Origin of the sequence: Halomonas sp. EF61 (assembly GCF_040147045.1) — a bacterium.
Taxonomy (GTDB): Bacteria; Pseudomonadota; Gammaproteobacteria; order Pseudomonadales; family Halomonadaceae; genus Halomonas; species Halomonas litopenaei.
In genome coordinates, this window is the sequence record NZ_JAMSHM010000001.1 from 1,153,052 (window position 1) to 1,170,585 (window position 17,534).

The 17,534-nt window shown below is 62.6% G+C and carries 19 protein-coding genes; 7 read left to right on the forward strand and 12 right to left on the reverse strand.

All coding sequences use genetic code 11. From position 1 onward, the window contains the following. The first annotated feature begins 48 nt into the window (after nucleotides 1–48). The 3 genes from NFI08_RS04965 to NFI08_RS04975 all read left to right on the forward strand — a co-directional run bounded on the left by NFI08_RS04965 (nucleotide 49) and on the right by NFI08_RS04975 (nucleotide 1,818). Nucleotides 49–498 carry a hypothetical protein gene (locus tag NFI08_RS04965; protein ID WP_108450084.1) on the forward strand — a complete coding sequence of 150 codons (450 nt, stop codon included), beginning with the start codon at nucleotides 49–51 and terminating at the stop codon, nucleotides 496–498. 15 nt (nucleotides 499–513) lie between these two features. Beyond that, the gene (locus tag NFI08_RS04970; RefSeq protein WP_052704443.1) at nucleotides 514–726 is read left to right on the forward strand and encodes a rhodanese-like domain-containing protein; all 213 of its coding nucleotides are present in this window, start codon (nucleotides 514–516) and stop codon (nucleotides 724–726) included. 126 nt (nucleotides 727–852) lie between these two features. After that, nucleotides 853–1,818: an arsenic resistance protein gene (locus NFI08_RS04975; protein ID WP_348827295.1), complete on the forward strand. Its 966-nt coding sequence runs from the start codon at nucleotides 853–855 to the stop codon at nucleotides 1,816–1,818. Between the two features lie 173 nt (nucleotides 1,819–1,991). On the opposite strand, the gene NFI08_RS04980 is transcribed toward NFI08_RS04975, so the two are convergent. The 7 genes from NFI08_RS04980 to NFI08_RS05010 all read right to left on the reverse strand — a co-directional run bounded on the left by NFI08_RS04980 (nucleotide 1,992) and on the right by NFI08_RS05010 (nucleotide 9,412). Continuing rightward, nucleotides 1,992–2,555 (reverse strand): SCO family protein, encoded by a 564-nt coding sequence (locus NFI08_RS04980; RefSeq protein ID WP_240184316.1) that lies wholly within the window; start codon nucleotides 2,553–2,555, stop codon nucleotides 1,992–1,994. A 25-nt stretch (nucleotides 2,556–2,580) separates the two neighbouring features. Next, on the reverse strand, nucleotides 2,581–3,045 hold the full coding sequence (locus NFI08_RS04985; protein WP_035470183.1) for a copper chaperone PCu(A)C: 465 nt from the start codon (nucleotides 3,043–3,045) through the stop codon (nucleotides 2,581–2,583). After that, on the reverse strand, nucleotides 3,023–3,796 hold the full coding sequence (locus tag NFI08_RS04990) for a cytochrome c oxidase assembly protein (RefSeq protein WP_071211138.1): 774 nt from the start codon (nucleotides 3,794–3,796) through the stop codon (nucleotides 3,023–3,025). Before NFI08_RS04990 ends, NFI08_RS04985 begins: the two co-directional genes overlap by 23 nt. Nucleotides 3,797–4,109: 313 nt before the next feature. Then, complete coding sequence (locus NFI08_RS04995) at nucleotides 4,110–5,177, reverse strand: L,D-transpeptidase family protein (RefSeq protein WP_349587700.1); 1,068 nt, start codon at nucleotides 5,175–5,177, stop codon at nucleotides 4,110–4,112. A gap of 29 nt (nucleotides 5,178–5,206) precedes the next feature. Then, on the reverse strand, nucleotides 5,207–6,679 hold the full coding sequence (gene lnt, locus NFI08_RS05000) for an apolipoprotein N-acyltransferase (protein ID WP_157033094.1): 1,473 nt from the start codon (nucleotides 6,677–6,679) through the stop codon (nucleotides 5,207–5,209). Between the two features lie 34 nt (nucleotides 6,680–6,713). After that, nucleotides 6,714–7,217, reverse strand: a complete 504-nt coding sequence (gene lspA, locus NFI08_RS05005) for a signal peptidase II (protein WP_035470171.1) — start codon at nucleotides 7,215–7,217, stop codon at nucleotides 6,714–6,716. Then, nucleotides 7,214–9,412, reverse strand: a complete 2,199-nt coding sequence (locus tag NFI08_RS05010) for a heavy metal translocating P-type ATPase (RefSeq protein WP_035470168.1) — start codon at nucleotides 9,410–9,412, stop codon at nucleotides 7,214–7,216. The genes lspA and NFI08_RS05010 overlap by 4 nt, the downstream gene beginning before the upstream one ends. 89 nt (nucleotides 9,413–9,501) lie before the next feature. Here NFI08_RS05010 and NFI08_RS05015 point away from each other — a divergent pair, with 89 nt between their 5' ends. After that, on the forward strand, nucleotides 9,502–9,960 hold the full coding sequence (locus NFI08_RS05015) for a MerR family transcriptional regulator (protein ID WP_045993872.1): 459 nt from the start codon (nucleotides 9,502–9,504) through the stop codon (nucleotides 9,958–9,960). 306 nt (nucleotides 9,961–10,266) lie between these two features. Here NFI08_RS05015 and NFI08_RS05020 read toward each other — a convergent pair whose 3' ends face one another. The 3 genes from NFI08_RS05020 to NFI08_RS05030 form a co-directional block, all read right to left on the reverse strand. Beyond that, entirely contained in the window at nucleotides 10,267–11,490 is a 1,224-nt protein-coding gene (locus NFI08_RS05020; protein ID WP_197037084.1) for a M23 family metallopeptidase, read from the reverse strand. Then, nucleotides 11,487–12,125: a DsbA family protein gene (locus tag NFI08_RS05025; RefSeq protein WP_349587706.1), complete on the reverse strand. Its 639-nt coding sequence runs from the start codon at nucleotides 12,123–12,125 to the stop codon at nucleotides 11,487–11,489. Before NFI08_RS05025 ends, NFI08_RS05020 begins: the two co-directional genes overlap by 4 nt. A 139-nt stretch (nucleotides 12,126–12,264) precedes the next feature. Continuing rightward, the gene (locus tag NFI08_RS05030; protein WP_045993874.1) at nucleotides 12,265–13,179 is read right to left on the reverse strand and encodes a cation diffusion facilitator family transporter; all 915 of its coding nucleotides are present in this window, start codon (nucleotides 13,177–13,179) and stop codon (nucleotides 12,265–12,267) included. Nucleotides 13,180–13,385: 206 nt separating this feature from the next. Between NFI08_RS05030 and NFI08_RS05035 the strand changes: the two genes are divergently transcribed. Next, a complete protein-coding gene (locus tag NFI08_RS05035; protein ID WP_045993875.1) occupies nucleotides 13,386–14,768 on the forward strand; it encodes a DegQ family serine endoprotease in 1,383 nt (460 codons plus the stop codon). A 280-nt stretch (nucleotides 14,769–15,048) separates the two neighbouring features. Here NFI08_RS05035 and cadR read toward each other — a convergent pair whose 3' ends face one another. Further along, nucleotides 15,049–15,456, reverse strand: a complete 408-nt coding sequence (gene cadR / locus NFI08_RS05040) for a Cd(II)/Pb(II)-responsive transcriptional regulator (protein WP_045991695.1) — start codon at nucleotides 15,454–15,456, stop codon at nucleotides 15,049–15,051. Nucleotides 15,457–15,553: 97 nt separating this feature from the next. On the opposite strand from cadR, the gene NFI08_RS05045 reads away from it, so the two are divergent. After that, nucleotides 15,554–16,450: a cation efflux transmembrane domain-containing protein gene (locus NFI08_RS05045; protein ID WP_045991694.1), complete on the forward strand. Its 897-nt coding sequence runs from the start codon at nucleotides 15,554–15,556 to the stop codon at nucleotides 16,448–16,450. Nucleotides 16,451–16,643: 193 nt separating this feature from the next. Continuing rightward, nucleotides 16,644–16,865: a hypothetical protein gene (locus NFI08_RS05050; protein WP_108131996.1), complete on the forward strand. Its 222-nt coding sequence runs from the start codon at nucleotides 16,644–16,646 to the stop codon at nucleotides 16,863–16,865. Here the strand turns inward: NFI08_RS05050 and NFI08_RS05055 are convergent, their stop codons facing one another. Further along, nucleotides 16,866–17,486 carry a class I SAM-dependent methyltransferase gene (locus NFI08_RS05055; RefSeq protein ID WP_349587712.1) on the reverse strand — a complete coding sequence of 207 codons (621 nt, stop codon included), beginning with the start codon at nucleotides 17,484–17,486 and terminating at the stop codon, nucleotides 16,866–16,868. It abuts the gene before it with no gap. Between the last annotated feature and the right edge of the window lie 48 nt (nucleotides 17,487–17,534).

Here is a 17,534-nt window from a genome sequence, read left to right on the forward strand (position 1 = left end):
GCCGGTTTCTCAAAGATCACTCATCAACGTCATCAAGAGGAGCGCAAGATGATCCAAACCACTCGCGCCAAACCTTCTTGGCTCAGGTCTATCGGCATCGGCATCGCGGTGTCGGCGCTGACCGCCATCGTGATGGTGACATTGCTGAAAGCCGGCGTATCGCCCTTCCCGCAGCCACCTTCCCTGGCCTTCGCCGAGACTCTGCTAGGGCGGTCTCTGCCGTTGCCAGTCGGCCAGCTCTTCCATACGGCCTACGTGACTTTCTGGTCGGGGGTGTTCGTGCGCTATTTCCCGCGCAAGACCCTACCGACCGCGCTGGGCCTGGCCGCCGTGCTATGGGGGGTGATCCTGGTGGTGTTCTTCCCCGTGGTGGGCTGGGGGTTCGCCGGCCTGGCGATCGGTCCCCAGCTGATCCCGGCGTCCGCCCTGCCGCACCTGCTGTTCGGCCTGCTACTGTGGGGACTGGACCGCTACGTTGCCAAGCCGTCTCACGCCTGAGCCCGGAGATCTGCCATGCCAACGATCGATACCGCGACCCTGCGGGATTGGCAGCGGCGGTACCGGAACGTCGCCCTGGTGGATACCCTGCCGGCCGCTGCCTTCGCCAAGGGGCACCTGCCGGGGGCCATCAACATCGTCTCCGACGATATCCTGGACGAGGCGCCCCGACGGCTTCCCGACAAGCAGGCGACCATCGTCGTGTACTGCGCCAGCGAGGACTGCTAGCGGGCCGGCCGTGCCGCCGAGCGCCTGACCCGCCTCGGCTACACGGCGGTCTTCCACTATGTGGGCGGTAAACGGGCCTGGCAGGCCGACGGGTTGTTACTGGAACACTGAGAGGGACGCTTGCCCGTGCGCGACTGGATGGAACGGCAGCAATCCTGGATCTATCTACTCTTTATCCTGGCGGGCCTGGCCATCGGGCTTCGCCAGCCAGACGCGACTGCCCGGCTCGAAGCCTTCCTCTGGCCGCTGCTTGGTGGGTTGCTCTATGCCACCTTCACCCAGGTGCCGCTGACGCGGATCGGCCAGGGCTTTAAGGGTTGGCGCTTCCTGGCGGCGCTGCTGCTCGGTAATTTCGTGGTGATTCCCATGGTCCTAGGTGGGCTGATGGCCATGTTGCCTCTGAAGCCCGCCGTGCAGGCCGGCGTACTACTGGTGCTGCTGGTCCCCTGCACCGACTGGTTCATCAGCTTCACCCACCTAGGCAAGGGCGATGCGGGCCGAGCCATTGCCGCCACGCCGGTGCTGTTGCTCATGCAGTTGCTGGCTTTACCGGTCTATCTCTGGCTCTTTCTGGGCGCGGAGTGGTTCCAGGCAGCGATCAGCACCCACCTCCTCAGCGCCTTCGCGGGATTGATTCTCACCCCCTTGGCCCTGGCCTGGGTGACCGAGCGGCTGGCCGAGCGTCACCTCAATGCCAGACGGTGGGTTCATGGCCTGGGCCTACTGCCCGTACCCCTGCTGGCACTGGTGGTCTTTGTCATCGCGGCCTCCCAGGTGACGACCGTGGCCGGCCTCGGCGGGGTCTTGCTGCAAGTGCTGCCGATCTTCGTCGCCTACCTGGCCTTTGCCGCCATCCTGGGCAAGACCCTCGGCAGGCTCTTCCGGCTCTCCGCGCCATCAGCCAGGACTCTGACCTTCAGCTTCGGCACACGCAACTCCTTCGTGGTGCTACCCATCGCCCTGACGCTGCCCGATGCCTGGCAAGCCGCCGTGGTGGTCATCGTCTTCCAGTCGCTGGTCGAGCTGTTCGGCATGGTGGTGTACCTGAGATGGGTGCCAGGCAAGTTGATCCCGGAGCCCTCTCACACATAGCCCTTGCAGCTCCCCATCCAATTTCCAGGAGTAAAATGTGATCGAACGTGGTGTTCGGCTGCCTCAAGGCGCAACGACGAACCTTGCACCGTACTCCTAGCCAAGCCCCCCTCGGCAGCCCCCTGAACCGTACCGATCCTCTACGGAAGATAGGGGCGATGGACAGTGACTACTCAGGCACCGCTGGCAAGCCTTTCGAGGTCGGCAACCACGGCCTCCATAGGATCGCTGTCGCGGATCAGCAGGCGCGCCTCTCCCTGATCATTGAAGGCGAAAACAGCGCTGGAGTGCGACACATCATAGTTGCCTTCGCTGTCCTCTTCGCCATACCCGTAGGTCACCCGATAGCGGCGTGTCAGTTCATCGAGGGCCGCTTTATCCCCCGTGAGGCCGATGAACTGGGGGCCGAAGGCATCCGTGTACTCTCGCAACGTCTCGGCGTCATCGCGACGAGGGTCGACCGAGACGAAGAGCACCTGAATGTCGTCGCGCGCCGCCTCATCCATGCGTTGGGTGGCGGCGTCGAGGCGCGCGAGGGTGGTGGGACAGACATCGGGGCAGTGAGTGAAGCCGAAGAACAGCAGAGTGCTCTTGCCGAGGAACTGATCGGCGTTGACGTCTTTGCCGTTCTCGTCGACAAGCTCGAACGCCAGGGGAGGCATGAGCCCCGAGATATCCTTGGTCTGCCAAGGCGGCTCGCTGCAGCCCGCAAGCCATAGGGTCACGAATAGTGCCATGATCCATCGGTGCATCCTGCTCCCCCTACTGTGCTGTCGGCGCCACGGCGCGGAAGGTGACACGCTGTCGCTGCTCGCCGGCGAAATGAAGGTTCACCTCGATGTCGTCACTAACAACGAGGGGGCGAGTCCGTTTCATGAGCATGAGATGATAGCCCCCCGGTGCGAACTCGATCTGCTCCCCCGCTGCCAGTTCTAATTGGGCGACGGGTTGCATACTGGTGATGCCATCCTGATTGACAGTGCGATGCATGGTGACATTGCCGAAAGCGGGGCTATCCGCTCCTGTCAGGGTGACGCCCTTCTCACTGGTATTCGTGAGGGTGAAATAGCCTGCCGCGGGCAGGTCCCCGGGCAGAAGCCGAAGACGCGCCTCGCTGACCTGCAGTTCGGCAGCAGCCACCGTGCCGGGCGTCGCGATCAGCAGCAGGAAGGCCCAGCACCAGCGTTTCGCCAGGCGCGGCAGACTAGCGTGTGGCGTGAGAGACATCAGCGGCATCCTCCTTGCGGGCGTCACGGAACAGAAAGCTGAGAATGATCAGAACCCCAATGGCACTCATCATCGAGGCGGGAATCCAGGTCAGCAGGCCGCCGAGGAGTTGGTCAGTCAGAGGATCCAGCGGCCAGGCGCGACCGCAAACCTCGTAGACATCGAAGATCACGTCGCGACTGAAGGTGATATAGGCGCCCAGGAGAATTTGCGGGGGGATCACCGCCAACAGGATGGCGACACGCTTGCCATAGCCGAGACCGCCTTGTTGCGGCGAGCGGCGATCCAGGATCAGCCACCAGAACAGCAACCCATCCAGCGCCATGCTCCAGTTCATCACCTGATAGAGATCAGCGCTGAGCATGGCGTCGAAGTGGATCTCGGGAATCAGCCAGAAATAGATCAGCCCGACGAACAGTAGGGGGGCGATCAGTGGATGCTGCAGAGTCCGATAAACAGGACGCAGCAGGCGCGCGGCCAGGCTCCACCCGGGGAAGGGTCTGATTCGAGTCGGCAAGCCGTCTGCCAGTACCGGCAAGGGGGCGGCCAGGGCGATCAGGAGGGGGCCGGCGTGATGCAGCACCAGGTGCTGGGCCCGATGGGTAAAGAACATGTACTGGGCGAGGTAGTCGTAATGAGTCTGGGTGACGCCATAGATGGTGGCGACACCCAGCAGGTAGGCCAGGATTCGGCCCGCGCCGGTGGCCTCGCCGCGCCGTCTGCGCTGCCGCAGGCCTCGCAGGTAGAGCACGATGGCCAGCAGGCAGCTCGCCGACCAGGTCAGTGAGAACTCCCACGGCAGCAGGTAGCCCAGAGCGACGTCGAGCTCGATAGCCCTTCCCTCCCCAGAATCGGCACGCCAATGGTGAGCTTAGGAGCCCGCCGCACCATGCGGCAAGGTGGGCCTATAAACGCAGGCAAAGCCAGAGCCCGCACCTCGGTGCCTGGTAGGCGAGGAAGGCCGAGCCCCAACGCACCGCCAGTGGCCATGCAGAGGGCGATAGACCTTGGATAAGCCACGACCGAGTCAGCTCACGAGACTGACAAGACTCGCCATGTCGTCGTCATGGCCTACGCAGCGCGATTTCTGCGTAGATACCCTTGTAGCCAGTGTCGTGCTTTCTATCCGGTTCCGGCGCCGGCTTGGGGTTCAGGGACACCATGCGACCGCTGGGGTCATCCAATAGGCCGCGAAGCTGTCCATCATCGAAGCTCAAGCCCTCGACACCGCGTTGGTTGAGGCGTGTGACGGTGTCTTCCAACGCGGACATGCTGTGCCCTTCTTCTTCCAGCGGCGGGAATGCCTGAACCAGCGGCTGCTCTTCCTCCCAGCCGATCTTGATGGGTTGGTTGACGACTTGGACCTGGGTGTTCGGTGGCACGCGGTCGAAAATCGACTCGATGTCCTCAGGGAACATGCGAATACAGCCACGGCTGGCACGCATGCCGATACCATCCGGCTGGTTGGTGCCATGAATCAAGTAACCGTCGAAACCCAGGATAATGGCATGATCCCCCAGTGGATTATCCGGACCCGGAGGCACCACGCTGGGCGCCTTCTCACCGCGTGCCCTGGCTTCACGCTGGACCGACTCGGGTGGGTACCAGGCAGGGTTCTCGATATTCATGGTGGTTTCGGTGACACCGAGGGGGGTACCGAAGCCTTCACGACCGATGCCGATGGGATAGGTCTCAACGCGTGGCGTTTCACCATCGTCAACCTCCGGATAGTAGTAGAGGCGCAGCTCGGCGATGTTGATGACGATCCCGGTGCGCTCAGCATCGGGCAGGATGAAGCGCCCGGGTATGGTCACCTCGGTACCCTCGCCGGGAATCCAGAGACTCACATCCGGATTGGCGCGCACGATCTCCCTGTACCCCAGGTTGTGTCGCCTGGCGATATCGAGCAGGGTATCTCCTCGATCATCCACAGTTATGCGGTAGGTGTCGCCGATCACATTGCCTTCCTCAGGCAGCGGATAGTGGCTGCGGGGCCACTCGTTCTCCTCTTCGGCCTGAGCAACGCTAATGAGTGCCAGCCAACCGACCAGCACCCCCACCACTGAGCGTGCTCGGAGCTGCCACCATGGACCTTTCCTCGCTGTACTAGAGTGACGTTCCGATAAAGCCATTATTCTCTCCCTTTTCGACTGGACTATTATCATCCAGACCGACGTGTGTTGAGTTTCCATCCAAGCAGCACCAGTAAGGCGGCCAACACCCAGGTCGGCCAGCTACCGGTACGTGTGAACGGTGTGTTCCCCACCATGGGCAGCGCCTCGCCGCGGAGGCTCGTCGCCAGGAACTGTGGTGCGCGGGCCGTGACACGGCCCTGAGTATCGACGATGGCGGTCACCCCGTTGCTGGTGGCGCGGATCAGATAGCGGCCGTTCTCCAGGGCGCGCAGGCGGGCCATCTGCAGATGCTGCAGGGGGCCGATGGAGCGTCCGAACCAGGTGTCGTTGGAGACCGTCAGCAGCAGCTCGGCGTCGCGCGCCTGCTCGGCCACCCGGTCGGCATAGATGATCTCGTAGCAGATGGCGTTACCGATGGTGGTTCCGGCGGCGCGCAGCGGTTCCTGATCGTCGGTGCCAGGCGTCATGGTGGGCATGGGCAGGTCGAAGAAGGCGATGGTGCCGGCGAGCAGGCTCTCCAACGGCAGGTACTCGCCGAAGGGCACCAGGCGCGCCTTACGGTACTTTCCCTCGGCGTTACCCAGGCCGATCACGCCGTTGTAGTAGTCGCCGCCGTCGCGCTGCAGGATGCCGGTGAGCAAGGCGGTGTCGGGGGCGAGGTTGGACTGCACCCGCTCCAGTATTGGCCGGGCCTCCTCCTCGAGCATCGGCAGGGCCGCCTCGGGCCAGACAACCAGGTCGAGGTCGTTGGACTGTGCAAGGGTCAACGCCGTATAGATACTGGCCGCCTCGCGCTGCCCCTCGGGAGTCCACTTGATCGCCTGATCCAGGTTGCCCTGCAGCAGGGCGACCCGCAGCGGCTCGCCGGCCGGGAAGGTCCACTGGGTCGGCAAGGCCATCGGGGCTAGCCAGAGAACAGCGATGGGCGCCGCGGCCCACCAGCGTCGTCTCAGCAGTTCCACGCCCAGGGTGCCGGTCAGGGCGGTGATCAGCGACAGCAGATAGACCCCGCCCACCGGGGCCCAGGCCGCCAGCGGCGAGTCTACCTGGGACGTGCCCAGCAGCAGCCAGGGAAACCCGGTAAACAGCCAGGTGCGCAGCCACTCGCTGAGTACCCAGATGCCGGCGAAGCTGAGGAAGGCCAGGCGTGGGCCCGTGACGCGGCGATAGAGCCAGAAGGGGACGGCGAAGAACAGCGCCAGGCTGGCCACGAACAGGCCGGTGAGGAAGAGCGCCAGGGGCGCCCCCGTATAGCCGTAGTTGTGGATCGCGACGAAGACCCAGGAGGCACCGGAGCCGAACAGGCCCACCCCATAGCACCAGCCGCGGAGGCCGGCCTGAGCGGGTGTCAGGACATGGATGCCGGAATAGACCAGTGCCACCGCCACCGGGCCCAGCCACCACAGCGCAAAGGGCGCGGCGCTGAGAGTGGTCAGTCCCCCGGCGGTCAGGGCCAGGAAACAGCCGAGGGCCGGAGAGATCCGGCCGGCAAGCGTCATGTACCGGACTAGCAGGTTCTCTGCATCCATGCCGTTACTCAGACGCTCTGGGGGAGGGACGCTCACGTAAGGCCGCAATCGCAAAGGCGATGACACCCAGGAACAGGGCGATATCCGCCAGGTTGAAGGCGGGCCAGTGCCACTCATGCCAGTAGACGTCCAGGTAGTCTACGACATACCCTCGTACCAGGCGGTCGATGCCATTGCCCAGCGCGCCACCCAGCATCAAGCTGTACCCCAGCGCCTCCAGACGGGGCCTGGGCCTGCACAGCAGGATCGTCAGGACAATAGTCACCATCCCCGTCAGGCCCAAGAAGAGATAGCGCTGCCAGCCGCCTGCATCGGCGAGGAAGCTGAAGGCCGCTCCCGTGTTCCACCAGTGGCCCCAATTGAAGAACGGGGCTAGCGGGATGGTCTGGCCATACGGCATCAGCGCCTGCACCAGCCCCTTGATGGCCTGGTCGGCCAGGCCGACCATAACGGCCAATGCCAACCAGTACCAGCGGCGCGGCACTGTCGGTATCCGCTCTGTCCTCATGACGTGGCTTCCTGGTAGCGCGGGCTTGCCGAGCCAGTCGTGGCATTATTGCCTGGCGAGAAGCGATAGCCCAGCAGCCGCATGGCGTTCAGGGTCACCAGCACGGTGGCGCCGGTATCCGCCATCACCGCGATCCACATGCCGGTGATGCCCAGCGCCGTGGTCACCAGGAAGATGGCCTTCAGGCCCAGCGCCAGGGCGACGTTGGTCTTGACGTTGCGCAGCGTGGCCCGGGACAGGGCGATCAGCTCGGCGATGCCGCCGACGCGGTTCTTGAGCAGCGCCGCATCCGCGGTTTCCAGTGCCACATCCGTGCCGCCGCCCATGGCGATGCCCACCTCTGCCGCGGCCAGCGCCGGCGCATCGTTGATACCGTCGCCCACCTTGCCGACTGGGCCTCGGCCGGCGGCCTGCCAGTCACGAACGCGCTGGGCCTTTTCCTCGGGCATCAGCTCGCCATGTGCCTCGATGCCCAGGCTGTCACCGATGGCCGCGACGGTACGCGCATTGTCACCGCTGAGCATCACCGCCTGCACGCCCAGGCGCGACAGCGCCGTCAGCCCCTCCCGGGCATCGTCGCGAGGTTCATCGCGCACGGCGATCAGGCCCAGCGGGCGCTCGCCTTCGACCAGCACGGCGAGAGTCTTGCCGGCGTGTTCCAGCTCGGCGATCCGAGCGGTCAGATCGTGATCGAGGGCGGCCTGCTCTGCCAGGTGGCGGGGGGTGATCAGGCTCAACTCACGCCCCTCGACCCGACCGGAGACCCCTCGGCCCGACAGGGCGCGGCTCTCACTCGCCAGTGGAAGGGAAAGGCCCAACTGCTCAGCGTGGGCGAGGATGGCCGTGGCGATGGGGTGGCTGGAGTCACGTTCCATCCCAGCCGCCAGCCTCAGGATCTCTTGCGTGCCCTGGCCAGTGGCCCAGTCCTCCACGTCGGTGACCTTGGGGGTGCCGGCGGTGAGGGTGCCGGTCTTGTCCAGCGCCACCGTCCGCAGCTTACCCAGCTGTTCGAGCACCGCGCCGCCCTTGATCAGCAGGCCCCGCCGGGCGCCCGCCGAGAGGCCGGCAGCGATCGCCGCGGGGGTTGAGATCACCAGAGCACAGGGACAGGCGATCAACAGCAGGGCCAGGGCGCGATAGATCGATTCCGACCAGGCCATGGTCGAGACCAGCGGCGGCACCACCGCCATCAGCAGGGCGAGCCCCACCACCGCCGGCATGTAGTAGCGAGCGAAGCGGTCGATGAAACGTGCCACCGGCGCCTTGGCGGCCTGGGCCTCCTCCACCAGGCGGATGACCCGTGCGATGGTGTTGTCCTCGGCGCCGCGGGTTACCTCCACCTCCAGGGCGGCATCGAGGTTGACCGTGCCGGCAAAGACGTCGTCCCCCGGCGCCCGCGTGCGGGGCACCGACTCCCCGTTGATCGGTGACTCATCCAGGTCGGATTCGCCGGTCAGAATACGTCCATCGCAGGGCACGCGGTCGCCCGGTCGCACCAGGACTCGCTGCCCAGGCGTGAGCGAGGCGGCCGAGACCTCACGGGTATCCCCATCCTCCATCAGCCTCGCCGTGGACGGCGTCAGGTCCGCCAGGGCCGAGATGCTGCGTCGCGCCCTCGACGCGGCCACCCCCTCCAGCAACTCGCCTACGGCGAACAGGAAGACCACCACCGCCGCTTCGGCGGCGGCATTGATGGCCAGGGCCCCCAAGGCGGCGATGCTCATCAGCATCTCGATGGTGAAGGGGTTGCGCATCTTCAGCGCACCCCAGGCGCCTTGTGCAATGGGCACCAACCCCACCAGGGTGGCCGCTACGAAGGGCCAGTTGCCTAGGCTAGGCCAGACCAGGCGGAGAACGAAGGCCAGAGCCAGCAGCCCCCCCGTGACGAGCACCAAGCGTCCCTTGGCGGTCTGCCACCAAGAGGCCGGAGCGGCATCCGCCTCATCTCCCTCATCATCGGTGGCAAGCTGGTAGCCGAGCTCGTTAAGGATCCGCTCGATCGCCTCATGAGAAGGCGTCGTATCCTGTTGAGGGTGAATCCTCACCGATCCGGTGACCGAACTGGCCGACACCTCCCCGATGCCCTCCAGGCGGCCCAGAGCGGCCTCTACCTTGCGCTCGCAGCCGCCGCAGTCCATGCCTTCCACCTGCAGTGTCAGCGTCGACGGGATGGTGCCTTGCGTTGGTTCGGTCATGGCGCTGCCTCTCCGAATGTCTTAATCTTGTCCGGAAGCATAATCCCTGTAGCAACTACAGGTTCAAGTCATGCAAGAGGAGCATCAGGATGCCGGAGATTAGCCATGCCATCGGTATCGGGGAGTTGGCTCGCCGTACCGGCTGCCAGCCTGAAACGGTGCGTTACTATGAGCGCATCGAGCTGCTGGAAAACACCTTACGGACTGAAGGGGGTCAGCGTCGCTACGACGAGCGCGCCGTCAGACGGCTGACCTTCATTCGCCATGCCCGGGACTTCGGCTTCTCGGTGGATGCGGTACGTGAGCTACTGGCGATGTCCGACCAGCCCGACATGTCCTGTCAGGAGGTCGATGCCGTTGCCAAGCATCACCTGGAGGAAGTGGAGACACGTCTGCAGCGGCTCTCGGCACTGCGTGACGAGCTCAGGCGGATGGTGAGCCAGTGTGATGGGGGGAAAGTCGAAAGCTGCCGGATCATCGAGGTGCTGAGTGATCACCAGCTGTGTATCAGTGAGACAGCCCACAAAGGCGCTCACGACTTTGGGTAACCTCCTGCGCGTCCCAGCGTGCCCTAGTTGAGACATTCAGGAGCAGCATGATCACCATGCTCCATTGAGACTCCCAGGGTCGCCTTGTTCTGGTGACCGCTGCGATGGTCTCGGGAGTGATCTCATGGCCAATGACATACACCATCACGCCGGCGGTGAGGCTGCCTAAAAACCCAGCGTGACTGTCGAGATACCTTCCATAACCCCTTCCCGGGTGAAGCGATTGCCGCTGAGGCGGTAGGGTCTCATGACGATAGGCAGATCGTGCCCACCGAGGCGGGTTGCATCGCAAGCCCGCCTGGTGGCTTATCGATTGTCCAATGCGGCCAGATCGGGAGCAGCGGACGTTCCAATGTTTTTTTGCAGACGTGTCCGAGCCTCGAAAAGTGCGCTGCGATACTCCTGGCGTGTGGGTGACTCACTCAGAAGGATGAGCTGCCCTTCCTCGAGAGGATCCACGGGGCGGTCATCCACTCTCACCTCGTAGTGCAGGTTGGGCCCCGTGGCGAGTCCGGAGGCCCCTACCTCACCCAGTTTTTCGCCGGCCTTGATGGAGTCCCCGACCGCCAGCCTGGCGACGAACCGGCTGAGGTGCGTATAGCGACTGATGGTGCCCGTCTCGTGCTCTATCTCGACGACACGACCATAACCTCCCCGGCGACCGATGAAGGAAATGCGCCCCCGTGCGGTGGCCATGACCGGGGTGCCGCGAGGCGCGGCAAGATCGATACCGTCATGACGTCGGACCTCTCCGGATACGGGATGGCGCCGGTTGCCGAAGGGAGATGTCAGGCGTGCGCCGAGAACCGGAATCTGCAAGGAGTCCAAGAGGCTACCATTTTTAAATAGCATCACGGTGGTTCTCTGGTCCGCCGGCCACAGCACCTCCAGCCGCTCCCCCTGGTCAACCAACCTCATATAGGTCAGACGGGGAGGCCCGACTCGAGTGCCATCCTCACGGCGATCTTCTTCCCACAGTAATTGCAGGCGCTCGCCCCCCGCGATATCACGGCGTGTGTCCATGAGTCCGCCCAGCAGCATGTCAAGCTCTGCTGCGAAACGCCTGGGTATCTCCTCAGCCTCCAAGGCGGCATAGAGTGACGTCTTGACATCTACTTCACGACCCAAGGTCAGGGTGTCGAGGCGAGGCTGGACAATGCGCGTCGACGGACGCTCACCCAGGGTGACGACGTACTGAATACCCGAGTCACGCTCGATGGCCACCGACACCGGCTGTCCCGTCGCCATAGAGGTGAAAGTGATACGATCTCCGGGCAGCAATCGTCTCGGGTCGAACCTGTTCGCCAGCGAGGTCGCCGCTTGGGTGCGCATCTCGGCATCCACGCCAAGCTGCTGCAGCAGTGCGTCCAGGGTATCCCCTGGTGCCACAGTGAGCTCTTGGGCGACGCGACCTTGTGCCCTGGCCGATACCGGCTTGGCCGGTGATAATCCGGCACGCTCTTGCCAACGGGCTTCAGCCAACACGGGGCTCAGGACCATCAGTCCCGCTAGCAACCAGCGTCGTGTCATGATGCATCCCCTTCGCCGGAGACCTCGGCTACCTCACGGTTAACGGCGTCGACCAGCTCCTGCATGCCGAAGGGGTCCAACAGCTCGCCATTGACGAAGAAGGTCGGCGTCTTGCTGATCTGGTTGGCCTCGACGTCAGCCTTGTCCTGGTCGAAGACCGCCTGTACCTCTGGTGAATTGAGCTGCTCTTCGGCTGTGGCTCTGTTCAGTCCGGCCTCGCTGGCGATCTCCATGATCGCTTCCTCATCGACACTGCCATGAGCCGCCCACTGGCTCTGCCGAGCCAGCAGCGCCTCCAGCACCGGTTGGAAGGCATCCTGGCGCCTGGCCACTTCGAGCACGCGAATGGCGGTTTCGGATACGTCTCCGTGGAAGGGGGTGTAGCGCACCACCAGCCGCACCTTCTCGGAGTAGGCTTCCAGGATGCGTTTGGTCAGCGGATAGAAGGCACGGCAGGCCTCACAGGCCGGGTCGAAGAACTCCACGACCGTCACCGGTGCCTCTTCCGATCCTAGGACCGGCGAGTGCGCGCGCACCAGCGAATTCTCGGCCTGTGCACCCTCTCGGCTCGCCGTCTCGGCGCCCATGCCCAACAACGAGGGCCTCGACACGATCACGATGATGGCCGTCAGCATCAACGCTCCGGCCAGGATAAACGTCGCCTTTTTGTACATTTTTCTCTCAACTTCAAAGAGTTAGGTTTAAAAAAGCTCAGGATACTGCTGAGTGGAGCTCAGCCGCTGTTGGGTGCCTAAGTCGGCGAATAGTGGCGTGTTATCCATGCCCATAAAGGTTGGCATCCTGATGTGCATAATCAATATGCTCGAATTCCAAGCTGGAGTGGCCAATGCCAAAGCGCGCTTTCAGCTGAGCTTTGATATCCGCCTTGATCGCCTCGAGCTGCTGCCAGCCGGCTTCCGTCGTCACCACGTGGCAGTCAAGCGCGGCGGTATTCTCCTGCATTTGCCATAGGTGAACATGATGCACATCCTCAACCCCTTCGACGCTGCGCAGGAGATCAATGACGGATTGACCATCGACATCGGGTGGCGAGCCCAGCATCAGTGTCCGGATAGGGGTACCTATCTCCGTAAAGGCAAGATAGAGAATATAGAGTGCAATACCGATCGTAATCGCGGGGTCTACCCAACGCATGTCATACAGCAGAATCAGTGAGCCCCCGATGATCACGGCGATGGACGCAAAGGCATCAGACAGGTTGTGCAGGAAGAGGGCGCGGATATTGACGCTATGTTTTTGCATCGACCAGGTGAGCAAGGCCGTTAGCGCATCGACAAGAAGAGCGACAATGCCAATGATAACGACTATCCAGCCCTGAATCTCTGGCGGGTCGATCATGCGCATGAAGCCTTCGTAAATTAGATAAATGCCAACGATAATGAGGGTGGTGTAGTTGATCAGCGCTGCGACAACCTCGATTCGGCCATAGCCAAACGTCATCTGTGAGTCGGGCGGTCGTCTCGCGATCTTGCGGGCAGCAAACGCAATGACAAGCGCAGCCATGTCGGAAAAATTGTGCAGCGCATCCGCGATCAGCGAGAGGCTTCCCGCCAGAATGCCCCCAACGATCTGGGCAAGGGTCAATATCCCGTTGGCCCAGATGGCGATACTCACCCGACGGTCACCAGAGGTGGGGGCAAGATGGGGATGATCGTGATGATGTCCCATGCGTCATCCTTGTGGTGTCACCTGATGACCCAGCAGTATAAAACCTATAGCAACTCAAGCTTCAAGCCCGAACTCTGTTGAAGGCCGAGCCGGGGTTAGGAGTACGGAACTTTGCATAGTGGGCACTGTACCAAGTTGGCTACCATGTTCCATGCCCCCGGAAGGAGCCCATTGTGATACCCAAGCCTTACTCGCACGCCTGGCTGATGAGCTTAGCTTTACTGCTGATGGTGGCAACGCCAGCCCTCGCCGAGCCACAGCTGCCGGACTTCACGGAACTGGTCGACGAGGCCGCGCCGGCCGTGGTCAACATCTCCACCTCCCGCAAGGTCGAGAGGTCCATGACGTCCTCACGGCAATTTGGGGGGCAGGAGGTGCCGGAGATCTTCCGTGACTTCTTCGACGACCGCTTCCCGATGCCACCTGGCGGTGCGCCCAATCGCAATGAAGAGCCGCGTCGGTCACTGGGGTCGGGCTTCATCTTCGATCAAGACGGCTACATCATGACCAACGCGCACGTGGTCAAGGAGGCCGACAAGATTCTGGTGCGCCTCAACGACCGTCGCGAACTCTCGGCCGAGCTGGTGGGGGCCGACGAGAAGACCGATGTGGCGGTCCTCAAGGTCGAGGCGGATAACCTACCCACCCTGCAACTGGGCAACTCCGACAACCTCCAGGTCGGCCAGTGGGTCGCCGCCATAGGCTCACCCTTCGGCTTCGACCACTCGGTGACGTCCGGGATCATCAGTGCCATCAACCGCACCCTGCCCCAAGACGTCTACGTTCCCTTCATCCAGACCGATGTGGCGATCAACCCGGGCAACTCGGGCGGACCACTGTTTAACCTCGACGGTGAGGTCGTGGGCATTAATTCCCAGATCCTGACCCGTAGTGGAGGCTACATGGGCCTCTCCTTCGCCATTCCCATTGATGTGGCACTGGATGTGGCCAACCAGCTCCGTGAAGAGGGGTACGTGAGCCGCGGCTGGCTGGGCGTCAGCATCCAGCCGGTATCCAAGGACCTGGCGGAGTCCTTCGGCATGGAGCAGGCCGAGGGTGCCTTGATTGCCCAGGTCGAGCCCGGCAGCCCTGGGACAGAAGGCGGCCTCAAGGCCGGTGATGTCATCCTTGAGGTGAACGGCCAGGAAGTGGACCACTCCACCACGCTGCCGCGCCTGATCGGTGAGACGGCCCCCGGCGAAGACGTTGATCTCTCCGTGTTGCGCGATGGTCAGCAGGAGACCATCACGGTGGAAGTTGGCGAGTGGCCGGATGCCGGCCCCGGTCAATCCGATGGCGACCCGGTTCGACTGGGCATCGCGGTTCAGCCGTTGAACGACATGGAGAAGCGTCGGCTTGGCATCGATCACGGGGTGCGCATCGTCAAGGTGGCCCCCGCCGGACATGCCGCTGCCGTCGGCATTCGCCCCGGCGATGTGCTGGTCAGACTGGGCCAGCAGCCGGTAGAGAGTCCGGAACAGCTGAAGGAGATGCTGACCCGCCTGCCAGATGATCAAGCGGTGCCTGTTCTGCTCAACCGCGAAGGCCGCACCTACTTCGTGGCCCTGCGAGTGGGCAATGGTGACTAACCGCGACTGAGTAGCGTTCAATACATCAGCACAGCGGCGCCCTGGCGAACAGGATCGCTGGGGCGTTTCTTCAGACTCTCGTACATTCTAGGCTCTGTCCGAAAAGTCGGCGAGCGAAGGTTAGACAAGGCAAAAATCGGTGAGACAGCGCAGCTTACGGGGTGTAAATGAGCATGTTGATCCGATTTTTAACGCCGTATTACCGAGCGTAGGCACTTTTCAGACAAGCCCTAATGCACGGCTGGGGGGGGTATCCGGATTTAATGGTTGATGCGTCAACCTACTGTTGGTGCATGCTTCCCTCGCTAATTCCAGCAAGAACCCCACACGCCTCAACTTCCCGGCCATCGTTGCAACTCGCTCTCAGTGAAACGAGTTGTTTCTCAAGCGCCTGTAGAGCGGTTATCTGCGAGCGCACGTGAGAGATGTGATCATCGAGCAAAGCGTTCACGGCGGCACAAGGTTGGTGAGGGTCGTCCTGATACCTCTGTAGCTCGTGAATCTCTGCTAGCGACAGGTCCAGGATTCTGCAGCGACAAATGAAAGCCAGCCGCTCACCATGTTCCTCGGTATAGACACGGTAACCGTTCTCCTGCCGTTCAGGCGACGGTAACAGGCCCTGTCGTTCATAGAAGCGGATCGTCTGTGTATCGACCCCTACCAACTCTGCCAACTGACCAATACGCACCAAGCTCCTCCTCAACGGATTCTCTCCGCTCTGTTGACCTTATAGTGACTATATGGTTTTAAATGATAGCCCGATAATATTCAAGTGGAGTCGTATCATGAGCAAAACCTGTGGAGCCCCCTGTGACGGCGATGCGACGCCCATAGCGGATACCGATATGCGTCGCTCCTCCGAAGCATCGGGGAAATGGGTCAGCGTTTATGCCGTGCCGAAGATGGACTGTCCATCGGAAGAGCGAATGATTCGCCTTGCCCTGAACGGCTTTGAGGAGATTCGGGTGCTGTCCTTCGACTTGTCGAACCGCCGATTAGAGGTCGTGCATGACGGCGAGGTCGAGCCCATCACCGCAAAACTGACAACCTTGGGGCTAGGAGCCTCGCTTCAGGAAACGGCCGCTGCCGATCCTGAGTCGATCAAGGCGGTCGGTGACACGTCGGCCTCTGCCGCGCAGGAGTCCGGCACCCTGCGTTGGTTGCTCGGTATCAATGCGGTCCTGTTCGTGGTGGAAATGACGGCCGGCCTGATCGCGCACTCCACCGGCCTGATTGGAGAATCCCTAGACAATTTTGCCGATGCGGCCGTGTACGGGCTCGCCCTGTATGCGGTTGGGCATAGCGTAAAAATGCAGGTGCGTGCCGCGCATCTTGCAGGTGTGCTCCAACTGATTCTGGCGGTTGGCGTACTCGCAGAGGTGGTCAGGCGCTTTGTATTCGGTAGCGAGCCTGAATCGCTGATGATGATGGCTATCGCATTCGTCGCATTGATTGCCAATACCAGTTGTCTGCTGCTGATATCCAAACATCGAGAGGGCGGGGCGCACATGAAGGCAAGCTGGATATTCTCGGCCAATGACGTGGTGATCAACCTGGGGGTCATCACCGCCGGCGCCTTGGTCGCGTGGACCGGAACCAATTATCCGGATCTGATTATCGGCACCATCGCGGGGGTCATTGTGCTCAACGGTGCCAGGCGCATTCTGGCGCTCAAGGGTTAAATAATGTCTATTAATAGCTATTCAGTGGCCTGCTGAGCCAGTTCACCTAGCAAAGTCACCTCAAGCACGACGCCAGTGTTGCGAAGACACTCTGGAGCCTGGTGGCCTCCCTCGCCACGGGCAATGGCGCGCGTCCGATCTGGACGCCTTTCGTCAGGATCCGGTCACGGCGAAGCTGCTGGGCATCGAGACCGTGCCGGCGAGAGGCCGCCTCGGCAAATACCTGGTACGCATGGGGACGGTCCACCTCGACGCGCTCCAGAGCATCGCTCGCTACTGGGCAAGGCACTTGGCGCCGCCGATCCTGGACTATCAGGTCAAGACCCTGAGCTATGTGCCAGTGTTCGTGGATGGCACCGCCATCGAAGTGGATGGCCAGTTGTTCGGGGAATCGCCTCATTACACGCGAGCTTGATCAGCGGGGAACAGCAGCCCCCCAGAAATTGAAGCCAGCGAACCTCGGGGCCTTCGAAAGATAGCCCGTCTCCATCCGCTGGATACCGAAGCCTGCGTGCCCGATAAGCTCGGGTATGTCGCGGTTGAGATGGCAGCCCCCCGCCACTCTGCGCCACAGGGGATTGATACGGCGCTGCCACTGGCGTACGGCTTCGTCGGGCGCCGTGCCGTGTTCGCAGAACAGCAGTTGGCCATCCGGCTTGAGCACGCGACGCATCTGCTCCAACGCCCGGTGCCAGTCCGGAATCGTGCACAGGGTGTAGGTGAGCACTACGGTATCGACACTGTTGTCGTCGAGAGGGACCTCCTCGCCCGGCAGGTCCAGCCAGCGCACCTCGAACTGTGCGCTGGCGACGTTGTGGCGGGCCTTGCGTCGCATGCCTTCGGAAGGCTCGAGCCCCCAGACCAGCTCGACCCGGTCCGGATCGTAGTGGGGAATATTGAGCCCGGACCCCATACCCACCTCCAGAACACGGCCCCGGGCTTGCGGCACCACGGCCGCCCGCTGACGATCGACCACCGTGTTGCCACACGCCAGGTGGAGGAAATGCGGCAGAACACGATTCTCGTAGAAGGACATCTGTATCGTCATCCCGTGTGGTTGCCAGGTGATCGAAATACGGTGTGA